General features: G+C 43.5%; 14 protein-coding genes. 5 read left to right on the top strand and 9 right to left on the bottom strand.

Features of this window, described 5'->3' with window-relative positions; genetic code table 11:
* Positions 1-8: 8 nt before the first annotated feature.
* From L4C34_RS14395 to L4C34_RS14410, 4 genes are all read right to left on the bottom strand, one after another.
* Positions 9-479, bottom strand: a complete 471-nt coding sequence (locus tag L4C34_RS14395) for a GNAT family N-acetyltransferase (RefSeq protein WP_428790044.1) — start codon at positions 477-479, stop codon at positions 9-11.
* 194 nt (positions 480-673) lie between these two features.
* Complete coding sequence (gene emrD, locus L4C34_RS14400) at positions 674-1,879, bottom strand: multidrug efflux MFS transporter EmrD (RefSeq protein WP_428790045.1); 1,206 nt, start codon at positions 1,877-1,879, stop codon at positions 674-676.
* Between the two features lie 390 nt (positions 1,880-2,269).
* On the bottom strand, positions 2,270-2,473 hold the full coding sequence (locus L4C34_RS14405) for a hypothetical protein (RefSeq protein WP_428790046.1): 204 nt from the start codon (positions 2,471-2,473) through the stop codon (positions 2,270-2,272).
* A gap of 221 nt (positions 2,474-2,694) precedes the next feature.
* On the bottom strand, positions 2,695-3,270 hold the full coding sequence (locus L4C34_RS14410) for an aldolase/citrate lyase/malate synthase family protein (protein WP_428790047.1): 576 nt from the start codon (positions 3,268-3,270) through the stop codon (positions 2,695-2,697).
* 161 nt (positions 3,271-3,431) lie between these two features.
* On the opposite strand from L4C34_RS14410, the gene L4C34_RS14415 reads away from it, so the two are divergent.
* Both L4C34_RS14415 and L4C34_RS14420 read left to right on the top strand, forming a co-directional pair.
* Complete coding sequence (locus tag L4C34_RS14415) at positions 3,432-4,958, top strand: DUF3612 domain-containing protein (protein ID WP_428790048.1); 1,527 nt, start codon at positions 3,432-3,434, stop codon at positions 4,956-4,958.
* Between the two features lie 481 nt (positions 4,959-5,439).
* Entirely contained in the window at positions 5,440-5,958 is a 519-nt protein-coding gene (locus L4C34_RS14420; protein ID WP_428790049.1) for a GNAT family N-acetyltransferase, read from the top strand.
* Between the two features lie 99 nt (positions 5,959-6,057).
* On the opposite strand, the gene L4C34_RS14425 is transcribed toward L4C34_RS14420, so the two are convergent.
* Positions 6,058-6,984: a DMT family transporter gene (locus L4C34_RS14425; protein WP_428790050.1), complete on the bottom strand. Its 927-nt coding sequence runs from the start codon at positions 6,982-6,984 to the stop codon at positions 6,058-6,060.
* 89 nt (positions 6,985-7,073) lie between these two features.
* Here L4C34_RS14425 and L4C34_RS14430 point away from each other — a divergent pair, with 89 nt between their 5' ends.
* Together L4C34_RS14430 and L4C34_RS14435 are read left to right on the top strand one after the other, a co-directional pair.
* Positions 7,074-7,958: a LysR substrate-binding domain-containing protein gene (locus tag L4C34_RS14430; protein WP_428790051.1), complete on the top strand. Its 885-nt coding sequence runs from the start codon at positions 7,074-7,076 to the stop codon at positions 7,956-7,958.
* A 110-nt stretch (positions 7,959-8,068) separates the two neighbouring features.
* Positions 8,069-9,241: a diguanylate cyclase gene (locus L4C34_RS14435; RefSeq protein WP_428790052.1), complete on the top strand. Its 1,173-nt coding sequence runs from the start codon at positions 8,069-8,071 to the stop codon at positions 9,239-9,241.
* Between the two features lie 4 nt (positions 9,242-9,245).
* Here the strand turns inward: L4C34_RS14435 and L4C34_RS14440 are convergent, their stop codons facing one another.
* A complete protein-coding gene (locus tag L4C34_RS14440) occupies positions 9,246-9,521 on the bottom strand; it encodes a hypothetical protein (RefSeq protein WP_428790053.1) in 276 nt (91 codons plus the stop codon).
* Between the two features lie 430 nt (positions 9,522-9,951).
* Between L4C34_RS14440 and L4C34_RS14445 the strand changes: the two genes are divergently transcribed.
* Positions 9,952-10,392 (top strand): DUF2850 domain-containing protein, encoded by a 441-nt coding sequence (locus tag L4C34_RS14445; protein WP_428790054.1) that lies wholly within the window; start codon positions 9,952-9,954, stop codon positions 10,390-10,392.
* Position 10,393: 1 nt separating this feature from the next.
* Here the strand turns inward: L4C34_RS14445 and L4C34_RS14450 are convergent, their stop codons facing one another.
* Genes L4C34_RS14450 through L4C34_RS14460 form a run of 3 tightly spaced genes read right to left on the bottom strand, consistent with a single transcriptional unit; the run spans position 10,394 to position 12,611 of the window.
* Positions 10,394-11,761: a TrkH family potassium uptake protein gene (locus tag L4C34_RS14450; protein WP_428790055.1), complete on the bottom strand. Its 1,368-nt coding sequence runs from the start codon at positions 11,759-11,761 to the stop codon at positions 10,394-10,396.
* Positions 11,758-12,420, bottom strand: coding sequence for a potassium channel family protein (locus L4C34_RS14455; protein ID WP_428790056.1), 663 nt, complete (start codon positions 12,418-12,420; stop codon positions 11,758-11,760). Before L4C34_RS14455 ends, L4C34_RS14450 begins: the two co-directional genes overlap by 4 nt.
* 56 nt (positions 12,421-12,476) lie before the next feature.
* Positions 12,477-12,611 carry a homogentisate 1,2-dioxygenase domain-containing protein gene (locus tag L4C34_RS14460; protein WP_428790107.1) on the bottom strand — a complete coding sequence of 45 codons (135 nt, stop codon included), beginning with the start codon at positions 12,609-12,611 and terminating at the stop codon, positions 12,477-12,479.
* Between the last annotated feature and the right edge of the window lie 3 nt (positions 12,612-12,614).

Genomic DNA, 12,614 nt, shown 5'->3' on the forward strand with positions numbered 1-12,614 from the left:
GTAACGTACTACGCCTGAAGCGACTTACGCATAGGGACACAATCAAGGCTTATCCCGCGTGGTGAATAATACGTTGAGATAATGTCACCAACGAAGCCACACGTTCGATAAAACGCAGCAGCATTAAGAGTGGCTTCTAAGTGCAATTGTGTAAGACAGTGTTCGTGGGCAAGCTTTTGTAAATGTGCCAGCATACACGTCGCGACGCCTTGCCTCAGGTAATCCGGGTCAACGAAAATAGCATCGACCATGCCTGTCTGCATATTCAGTTTTCCTGAGCCCACAATTTGTTGATTTTTCTCAGAAACATGAAAATTCTCTTCAACATCTATTAGAAAACGTTCACTCATGCCGCCCTCGGTCCAGAGTGACAACTGCTGAGGTAAATAATGCGCACTGCATTGATCGATAATAGCTCGATTTCGAAGCTCAATAATCGCCTGTGCGTCCTCTCTCATTGCTTTCCGTATACTGACCATAGCGATTCCTCATACCTGATTGAATTTTCTAAACTTATACGCTGTCATAAGTACACTCTCACAAGCCATTTGTGCTCGCAACGAAAAATTAAACATGAGCTAGAACCATTCTTAGCTCAGTGGTGTACAATCGGAAACACAAACAAAAAAGCCGAGTTAAAAAACTCGGCTTATCAAAGGCTATCACGCTGAGTCTACGCGGCGAGTGGCTCTTGTGAGGTCGGGCCTTGCTTTGCAAAGGCTCGCCATAGTCCAAGCATCGCCAACACAGACATCAATAACATAAGACCACCGACGGGTAATTGGTCTTGCGCAGGAATAACAGACGCCACCAAAGTAGCAATGCCCGCCCCTAAGTTTTGCAAACCACCAAGTAAAGCACCTCCGGTCCCCGCATGATATGGGAACGGGCTTAGTGCTCCCGTCGTAGCTGCCGGATATAAAATACCTGAGCCCAAGAAATAAACACTTGCGCCGCCCACCAATGTTACCGCAGTTGTTAGCCCCATTAGACCCGGAACCAACACTATTAAAGAACCAAGGATAATGGCAACAACACCGACATTCATCGACATTTTTTCATTAAAACGTCTCGCAATAGAATTAGATAAGCTCGCGCCGATTAGGTAACCTGGGATTGGCAACACAAACAGTAAGCTAACTGTGGTTGCAGGCAATTTCAAAACCCCACCTAACAATACTCCCGAGGCCGCTTCAAATACCGCCACACCAGAAAAAGTGGCCACCAAGCAAAGCAAATAGCCTTGGAATCGTTTATCCGACATCACGTACTTGTAGCTCTGCATGACCGGCTGAGGGTTCCGGCGCTCTTTTGGCAACGTCTCCATCATATTAGTCATCATCGCTATAACGACAGCAACAGCGAATAAAGCTAAAAATAGATAGCTCGAGCGCCACCCAAAATGCTCAGTTAAAAATCCGCCTAGCATAGGGGCAATTAAAGGAGAAAAAATCACACACATGCTAATCAGTCCATTGGCACGGTGCAGCTCCGCGCCAGAAAAACAGTCGCGAGTCAGCGTACGGCACATCACACCGCCGCAGCCAATACCTAAGCCTTGAATAAAGCTAGCCGCTAAAAACCATTGATACTGGTGAGCAAATAAGGCCATCACAGTACCTAGCATATACACACATAAACCAACTAAAATAATAGGCTTACGTCCAAGTCGGTCTGATAGAGAGCCATAAATAAATTGCGAAAAGCCGTAGGGTATCAAATAGCACGCCATAACTGCCTGTAATGCTGCTGGTGATACCAAGAATTCACTGGCCATACTTCCAATAGAAGGCACATACATGGTTTGCGTCATTTGACCGACAGCCGTCAGAATTGCGATCAAAAACGTCAACTTCACCAGTGGGAATTTTTCAGACATCGTTATCTCCATGAGAAACAGAAAACAAATACTTAATATGAATTTATTCAATGAATAGCGGCAATGAAGCAGTAGGCTCATTATGCGCGAGATGGTAGTGGTTGGAAGCACTTTAAGCAATGATAAATTCACCGATATAGCGGGATATATTTCTATCTATTGGATTAGAAAAACTAATCTGAAGGGAAAGGTGTAAATCGTAAAAAAGTACTGACACATTGATGTGTTTTTGTGCACTTATTGATACACAAAAGTTGAATAACTCTAAGCTGTGAATTCAGTATGATTCTGATTGAGCGACAAAGAGGAGAGAATAAAGAGAAATTATAAAATGAAACAGACTCAGGACGAGAGCCCTCACCTTAGAAGATAGTGCAAATTAAACAAGAACTAGACGAATCGAAGCTTCTCAAGGCGAGTAATACAGATCGCATGAGAGTGCTTTTGCAAATATTGATCATAATATTGGCACTCTGCAACGCCATTTTCGTTGTCCACAAAAACAACATTCATAACGGGCCTGTCTGCAATCCTACTTTGCTGACTCACATCCTGCACAAGATCACCAATATTCAATATCACTGGCTCTGCCATACCCTCAACCGATAATTACACTTGTCTACTAAGTGTACTACAAATTTTATGCATTGCTAAAAAATATACGCACATAGTTTCTCAAGAAAAAAGAGCAACCACTTATCACTGGTTGCTCACAATCGAAATGTTTGAGAATTACATTTTTATTTTAAATAACAAATTATTAGATGCACTTCCTTTGTTGAAAATAGAACGGCATCATTTGACTCATATGCGAGTTAAAGCTTATAACAATACCCTAAACAGTAGTCATCGCCTGTTTTTGCAATAAACTCTTTATCTTCGCTGCATGCTTTTGGCTGTCCGCTCTTATCACCTTTAATTAAACTCACCCAATGGCGCATGGCTGTCATGGTTTGCGTTTCTGTTCCTTGCGGCAAAGTAGTACAGGTTTCCAACTGAATATCATCGATATCAATAAGCTCAACACAGCCTGTGCCTTTATGACAACCAAACAGCACTTCTACATGGCTACCGGCACCATCTTTAAATAGAATTGATGATGGGTCTTCTTTTTCACCATTGTAAGCCACGAAATGCTTTGGATGTAGCAAGCCACTATGTGTACCATCTTTAAAGTACGCCATTACATGGCGATAATCGATAACATAGGCAGAGACTTCTTGGTGAGAGCCATGTTCCAGAGGGAACAAAGTATCCAGTAGCTGTTTTGCTTTTTGTTGCTTCTCTTTTGTCTGATTCGCACTGATTGTTTCGACAGCAAAAATCTCTTCAGCGATGATCGGCTTTTGCTTTTGAAGCGGTTGGGTATTACCGAAAGTCAGCATATTCATAGATAGTCCCTCGAAAAATAATTCTCAAAATTTGTTTTGAAGCAAATATTCCACAGCGAAATAAAGATACTTCTTAAATTTGTGATTTTGCTTACTATCTAGACTAGCTAATTTTTTACTACAATTTCACAACAAAAATTTTACAGTGTGAATTTTACAAAATGTCGCTATCAAAAAGTCTGGTCCGCCAATCGCATTTCTTAGGTACCAAAATTCGCAACCTAAGAAAACGAAACCATTTAACAATGGAAGATTTGTCTGCTCGGTGTATTCGTTTAAACCCCGACTACGCCCCCTCTGTCTCCTATTTATCAATGATAGAAAGAGGTAAGCGAGTCCCGAGTGTCGACATGTTAGAAGTCATTGCAGAGGTTTTTCAAAAAGACCCTAGATGGTTCCTAGATGATGAGCCCGAGGCACAAGAGCTAACGCCAGACAAAGGCAATCGCGGCGGCATCAGTGGTATGGCTTTAGAGCCGAATTTTTTATTTTCTAACGACATACTCCAGATCGCCATCCCAGAAATGCTTTCTCAAGCAGGCATCACTGGGAGGCAATTCGCACACTTACTGATTCGAGCCCACCAAGAAAGCAATAACAATCACTTCCCAGATCTAGAGCGAGCCGCGGAAGAAGTGGGTCACAAGCGTCTTAACCTGGCCGTTGAGGATCTTGTCGATATCGCTAAGAGTTCAGGGCTGACAATACGCTGGGTAAAGCGAACGCCGCAAGATGTCGTCGATGAGATGGGCATTAGCGCCAAGCAGCTTGTGACGTCATTTTTTGAACCACCAAACACCATTTATCTCAATGAAATTCTCAAGCAATACCCAACTCGCCTGAAATACGATCTCTCGGTCTACATTGGACACAGTATTTTACACAGTAAGGAAGGTTTAAAGAGTGTGCTATCTATCGGGCACACCAATAGCTGGGAAGATACCAATCAAGCACCTTCATCTTCCGAGCTCAACTCCAAAGACATCTTGCAGGCGTGGCGAGATTTCGAATCGAGTTTCTTTGCTGGTGCACTGCTCTGCCCTAAAGTGCCTTTTCGTCAGCTGCTAGACCGTTCTGGCTACGAAATCGCTGTACACAAAAAAGCAGGGGTGTCGCCATCAGTGGCGATGAGGCGCATGACTGTCGTTTCACCTTATCCGCACTGGCACTATTTCGATGCATACGGTCAAAATAAACTAAAAGCCGTATATCGAGGAAATGGTATTCCTCTTCCTTGGGGTAACATGCGTAAAGTCAACGACCCATGCCAACACTGGGCAGTGTTTCGTAAACTCTCAGAGCCTCAGCAACAAAGCTCAGCGCAAATATCTATCCTAAATGTCGGCAATGAACCAAGAATTTATTGCTGTGAGTCGGTCAATATCTCGGATCCTGCAGGCAATAGCCGTGTTCTATGCGCTGGTATCGATCTAAACCCCGCCATCGACGCACAGGGTGGCGATTCTCGCCAAATCGCCGAAGAGTTAAAAAATTCTTGCGTGTCTAACGGGGGGAGCACGACGATTCCACGTCACATCAAGAAAGAATTTACCACTATTGCCAAAATATTGAATATCAATTGGATAGAAAGAGGGATAGAAACAGAAGCCAAATTAATATGCGCGCGAGGCACTGTCTGCCCGAGAAAACCGAGTTGCTATCACAACTGCGAAGTGCAGAGCTACTGAGATTAGAAACTAGTCATACATCTCGAATATAAATAAAAGGACACTAAAAGAGGGATTAGGAAGCAGAAAAAAGAAAGCCAACCACAAAATAGGTGGTTGGCCGATATAGATGTGAACAAATTGGTTCACTAACAACGTCAGTTGGCTAGGTAACCCTCGGCTTAATAAGGGTTGATGTATATAAAGCACAAAGCGTGCCAACATGAATTCTCGCTAAACAACCTGTTATTTGGTGATTTCCATCACAGTACCTCTCGATGCATATGCATTATGCAATTGCATAATGCAAATTTTATGAAATTGGAATTGCAACGAGTTGCAAATGTAGAATCCACCCAATTAGCCAAAAGTGTTGAGCTTGCTACTTGCAACTATTCGCTATGATACCCTTGCTTTGTCACCATCCGCGTACAATGCTTTATTACATTACAACACAAGCCCTTGCATTCTAGGGCCACCAATATTGATAAGTAGGGAATGCATGAGCAAATACCAAATGTCTCTATTACAACCAAGTGATCTTCATGCGCTATACAAATTTGAAAAAAACAACCGAGTTTGGTTTGAAAGCCAAATCCAAGCTAGAGGTCCAGAATTCTACAGCGTTGTAGGTGTGAAACTTCATATCGACGAATGCCTAGCTATGTACCGAAATAATGCGATGTTCCCTGTATTAGTAAAAAGCCAAATTGGAGATATCGTCGCGCGGGTAAACCTGCATAGTATCGATGTCGACAAGCAACGTGCGCTGCTCGGTTACCGAGTAGCAGAAAAGTATATTGGTGAAGGGATAGCCAGCTTCGCAGCCAAAAGTATCATCACCTCTGCAAAGGATAAGTTTGGTATCAAGACGTTTGTTGCCATTGCATCCAAACACAACTTAGCCTCGCAACGTGTCCTAGAAAAAGTGGGGTTTAACCGAGTTAGAAGCTATCCAAACTACGCTGAGGTCAGTGGCAACTCACTGGATTGCTACGAATATGTTCTCGATCTTGAGTAGGCTTTACGTCATTAGATTTACAATTATTGTGGCTTGAAGCTAAAACGACTACCTCTCTGAATTACATAGAACCGCATGATTACCGCTAAAATGTGGCAATCATGCTTGACTCAGCAACTGTTGAGGCCGCAACTTCCGCCACACAAGCGGAGTGAATACGTTCACCACATTTGCGAACACAATCAAAGCCAACCCGCCCAATTGAAATCCATCAAATCGTACATTAAAGAACAATACCTGCCACAATGACGTAAACAGCAAGTTAGTAAAAATCAACGGCGCGAGCTGCGATCCTGACTCCGCCAGTTTATATGCTTTCGCTCGAAAGACTTGGGTATTAATGATAAGCCCAGACAAAACGGCAAAACATAGAACAAGCAGCCATACCCCATGCCCGTCGACAGGAACTGCACTTACGGATGCAAACATCGGGCTCAAAGTGAGAGTAGGCAAGAACCACAAGGCTGCTAAAGTAAAAGTCCATGCGTTTATTTCAACGGGTGACATTTCACCTTTCGTGGCTCGGTATAAGCTTAGCTGCGAACCAGCATTAAAGATGCCAGCGGCCAGCCCGACTAACAGCGCGGGGCGAAATGAAAAACTCGTCATACTCCCAGATAACAGCAAAACTCCAGCAAACGTCAGTAAGAGGCTGAAAATACTCACACGGCGCATCGGTGTCGAAAATATTAATTTTTCTAACACTGGGATAAATAATGGCCCTGTACCAAATAACACCACACTCTCCACTAAACTCAAGTGAGTTAGTGCGTAAATAAAACACATTTGACAGACAAAAATGCACGCTGAACGAGTCAGTAGTGGTATGAGCATTTCCTTACTTGGCCGCTTTACTTTACTCATAGATAGCACGAAAAACAGCACAATTGCCGGTAAGAAAAACCTGATAAACCCTAACCATTCTGCCGTTATCTGCTCAGCGAGGTATTTTGACAATAACCCTGAAATGGATAGACTTAGGGTAGATGAAAGCATAAATAATGCAGGTGAATATTGACGTAACATAAGCACTCCATAAACTGCCGCCATTGTAGTGCAGCGTACGTCGTAAAAAAAACGATTAAAATTAACAGAACAGTTAAGGAAAACTTACAGTGGATACTCGTCCATCACTAAAATCTTTATACGCATTTGCAGCGGTTGCCGAATCTGGCAGCATGAGTGAAGCTGCGGACTTGCTATGCGTTAGCCATTCCGCAATCAGTCAATCGATAAAATCATTGGAGTCCCAGTTGAGTACTAAGTTATTCGAGCGCGCAAACCGAAGCGTTGTACTCAACGCGAAGGGCAAACGGTATTACAAACAGATAGCTCCCGCACTAGAGCAAATCGATAACGCTACTCAGGCGCTCCTTCAACGCAATCACTCTCACCACCTGACACTCAATATGGTGAACTCACTAGCAATGCATTGGTGGATTCCACGCGTCGATAGTTTCAACCAGTTTTCCAACAAGCTTGATGTGAGAATTTCTAACTTAATCGGTTCATTTTCTTTGGAACAAGAAGGTGTTGATGTTGCGTTAATACACGGGTCAATCAAGGAGTGGGGACACTATCACTGTGAAAAATTAGCCGACGACGAATTGGTGATGGTCGCAAGCCCTGAGATCATCCACCCCGATGCCTCTTTAGAGCAATTGATACAGCAACACCCCGCAATCATTGCAAACAATAAACGTCGAGCCAACGATTGGGCTATTTGGTGTCGAAGCCATCAAGTTTCAGTTCCTAAATTTGGTAACAATTTATCCTTTCTCACATCGATTCAAGCCCTACAAGCAACTATCCGTCAGCTCGGTCTGTTTATCACGCACCGAGTTTTTGTTCGTGATTTTGTCCAGCAAGGGCTACTAGTTGAACTCGGTGATCCCGTACCAACTCCTGAGCAAGAAATTCATTTTGTCTGCCAAAAGGAGCAGCTGAATAACGAATATATTTTGCTGCTACGCGCTTGGCTAAAAAAAGAGTTCAACTAGCCCTCATAACACTCATGGACGACTTTCCAATCAAGGGAGATTTGCTAATATCTTGATTTATTAGCTACAATTACATAGCACTCGGCGTACTCATGGAATAGAGTCATTAGATGAAAAACTTAGTCGGAACGCACCTTGAAGAGATGGCGGATATTCGTTCGAATCGAAAACGAAAGATTCTGCTGATCTGCTCTGCGATTGTGGTGTTGATCTTGTTTATCTCTGGAGCATTTAACCTATTAGATGGCCGATATGGATTTGGGCTACTGGAGTTTATTTGCTTAACCATCATTACCATCATTGCATGGTATTCATTACAAAATTTTCAAACTAATAGTACGGATCTCATGTTTAGCGGCGTGCTACTTTTTTTAGGAGCCGCGCTGCTGTTCTACGATGGCCCTGTTCCGGGACGCTTTTTGTACCTCTACCCTATTATTGGCTGTGTGGTATACGTGAATGACTTCAGAAATGGGCTAATTTTCAGTAATACATTTTGTTTACTAGCAGTGATCTCTGTAATGTACACCCCATCAAGCATCCTTCCGCAAAGTTTTTCCGGGGCACATTTCATTATTAGCTTAGGCGCGCTTTGCCTGCTATTTAACATATCATCCTACTATTACTCCAAGGCGATAGAGTACATCCACAGCTTATATGCGGAAGGGATCGAAGATCTCGCTTATATGGATCACATCACGGGACTAGCAAACCGCTGGAGCTTTGAGCGCTGGGCAACAGAAAAATTAGAGGAACTGCTCATCACCCCCACCGACGACTACACCGCATTAGTCTTCCTCGATATTGACGATTTCAAAACTGTTAACGATACCTACGGACATGATGTAGGCGACAAAGTTTTACAGCACTTTTCCCGCAGGCTATGTAATAAAGTGCGTAACAAAGATAGAGTAACAGGCAAGCACGATTATTCCATTGCACGGTTTGCGGGCGATGAGTTTGTTTTATTGCTCTATGGTGTAAAAACGAAAAATGATTTAGACCAAATCCTTGACCGCATCTGCCATCTTTTCATGGATGGCTATCAAGGCTCCGAAAGAATCAATGAAATGACAGTCAGTGTCGGTGCTGCACTCTTCCCACAAGATGCCGATTCATTACCTGAACTGACGCGTTGTGCGGACAAAGCGATGTATGCAGCAAAACATGCTGGTAAAAGCCAGTACTATTACTATGACCACGCTAAACCCACTCAATCATTAGATGATGCCCCGAAAACTGAAAAGGGTGAAACCGTGGTCTCTTTAAATAATCCAACCTAACTGATTAACTTGATGTCATATACATCAGCCAAAGGGACACGGCAGCAAACACAACCAACCAAACCCCATAACGTACAGAATTGAATTTATCCTTCTGAGGTCGGACAACCGGTTTCAACGCTTTATTTCTCATTGAAGAAAGCATCGATGCCTTGCGTAGTTCCCTTCGTTGTTGAGCTTTATTTGCTACCTCAGTGAAGCGATGCCTTTGCTGAGTGTCAAAATCTTGCTCCGGATCATAACGAGGGCTTTGATCAGTATGCTTTGGAACAACCGCCATGCTCTATCACCTTCCTTAACTGAATAGGGCTCCTATAGAAAATTATAGCCAACATTCTTCGTAGGCGGATAAACTAGCTCCAAATGTGACGCAGAATCCAAGAAAAAGTGCCTAGCCAATTCTGTTCACTATATTTAATTCTGTTAACTATACTTAGATTTAGGAGCGCTGCGCAGACAATAAATGCCCGATAACAGCGACTTCACGTGACAAGGAAGTAAGGTAGGAATGCCTAATAACCAACAATCAGTGCTTGGCAGAGAGTAAACCTAGCCTATCAACATATGCTATGGCTCTAAATATATGCGATAGACCCAAATTATATGTGATAGACAAAAATGCTCGGTCACAATCAGTTAGCACAAAATCGGTTAGCAGAAGATGGCACAAATGGATGTTTAGTGATTACTTACTGTTTATTCGGCGGGATATGACCAAAACAGAAGCGATTAAATTAGCTATTGGAGGGGGAGTCAGTGTCCTCGCGATAGGCTTTTCAATATTAATATATTTCAGTTATATGAATTATATAGACCCTAAGCATGTCTACGGCTCATGGGTTGAGATTGGCGCTCCTTCTTACGATACCGACATACTCTTGCTTGGAGAATCCGGTGTATACAAAAACTCTCGTTTAGTCACCACTGAATTTGACTTCAACGGTAAAGAAATCACCATCAAAACAGGTAGTGGCCGTAGTGTGTATCTTTTGACGGGAAAACGAGACTCCCCTCAGCTCAAGCGTATTGAGCCAATGATCCCAAGTAAACGCTTAATAAAAAAAGGGTTTGAGCACACCGTCGATATGGAAGGCGGTATGGCAGGAGCCAAGGCCCGCCGCGCCGCGCTCAGCGATCACTTCCAAAAATAATTTAACCCGTTAAGACTGGTTCTTCAGGGTATTTCACCAAAGAAGATTCTGGTCGCGCTAACATATAAGCCAAAGTTAAAGGGCCTATTCTGCCAATCGCCATCACCACAATCATGATAATCTTACCCGGTTCGCTCAAATGAGCCGTCAGCCCAGCTGACAAACCGACGGTAGAAAACGCCGAAATGGTTTCAAACATTACTTTGGCAAACGTTGCATGCTCCGTTACCATCAAAAGGAACATGGCTAATGTCAGTAAAACGCCACTCACGACAATAATCGCCAATGATTTAGTCACCACTTGCCAACTCACCGTGCGCTTGAACATCACCACATGCTTTTTCTGTCTTAAGAAAGCCCAAGTCGCGACTAAGGCAACCGCAAAGGTCGAGACTTTGATACCGCCACCCGTCGACGTGGAGCCTGCACCAATCAGCATCAAGACAATCAAAACCAACAGGGCTGGGTGCGTAAAATGGGTTAAGTCTACGGTATTAAAACCCGCTGTCCGTGCACTTGCCGATTGGAAAAATGCGGCTAGCCACTGACTCGATGTCGATAACGGTCCTAAAGTATTAGGATCATTGTGCTCCAATGCCCAAATCAACACCATCCCAGAGAGAAGCAAAATCGGCGTGACCACTAACATGATTTTAGTGTGCAGAAGAAGTTGCGAAAAGCCTTTACGCCAGTTGGTTGCCAAGTCAACGATCACCGTAAAACCCAAACCGCCGAGGATAAATAAACCCGCTAGAGTAAGGTTTATTAAAGGGTCGCCCACATAGCTTTCCATGCCATTAGAAAACAGAGAAAATCCTGCATTGTTAAACGCAGAAATGGCATGAAATAGTGCGTAATACATACCGGTCCCCCACCCCAGTTGAGGAACCCATCGAGCAGACAGCAGCAAAAAGCCTATAAACTCAGTAACAAATGCAAAAATAACTATTTGATTAACGAGGCTGCGTATATTGACGGTACGATCTTGGCCCAAAGACTCTTTGGCTAGCGCTTGTTGCTTCAAACTCAATCGAACGCCAAACATATACAGCAATACGGCTGACAATGTCATCTGGCCCAATCCTCCAACTTGCATAAGGAACATCAGCAACACCTGCCCTTCTACCGTGAAGTGGGTTCCAGTGTCCACGACCCCTAGGCCCGTAACGCTGATGGCAGAAGTCGCAGTGAACATAGCATCAACCAGACTCAAACCAGAGACAGAAAATACAGGTAAGGTGAGTAAAAAAGCAGAGGGGACCAGAACGGCCAGAAAACTAAGAAAAATGACGCTAGGTTCTGAGCTTTTCTTTGCGCGAGTGGCACGCTTAAGCGGAAAAATAGCGTTCAATTTGTGATGCAGCTTCATAAAGATTTTAACTTTTTCGCCAAGGTAACTTTAGGTCCAATGATAATAATTACATCGCCGATTTCGAGACGCGTGTCCAATGCGGGCGCTTTCGTCACATTTGAACCACGTTTAAAGCCCAATACCTGTACCGATTCTTCTTTACAGAATGAAAGCGCTGACAGCGTTTTACCCATCAAACGAGAGCTCACAATGATTTCCGTCATCGCAATTCCGCTGCCTAATTCATGGAACTCCAGCACTCGTCTATCCAGCATTTTACGCGCGACCCGAATACCCATATCACGCTCTGGCATAATAATATGGTCGGCGCCGATTTTTTGAAGGATCTTATAATGAAACTTATCGTTAGCCTTCACCCACACCGATTTCGCGCCAGATTCTTTCACCACTAGTGTCGCTAGAATGCTGGAGTTGACGTCTGAACCAATCGATATCATCACCATATCGTAATCCGATAGCTGAAGCTCAGCTATCGTTTCCTCATTGGTACAATTCGCAACGATAGCTTGAGTCGTATACGCCGATGCTTCTTTCACTCGCTCTTCGTTAATGTCGATGGCAAGCACCTGTACACCAGCTTCTTGCAATTCCTTACATACCGACAAACCGAAACGGCCCAATCCAATTACAGCAAATTGTTTTTCACTTGGTCTCATAATAGATCCGTACGTCACATAAACGGAGCACAGTGTGCGCCTATAAATTTTCCATATCAAACTGAGCCAACAAATTCTGACATTAAATTGACATGGAAATATGGCGGACGAAATTTCAATGGGTTAGAGAGAAAAGTAAGTGGTGTTTTTATTAAGACATTGACACGTGATAACCTATAGAAATCAATCAGTCA

This window comes from Vibrio profundum, assembly GCF_050337555.1.
Lineage (GTDB): Bacteria > Pseudomonadota > Gammaproteobacteria > Enterobacterales > Vibrionaceae > Vibrio > Vibrio profundum.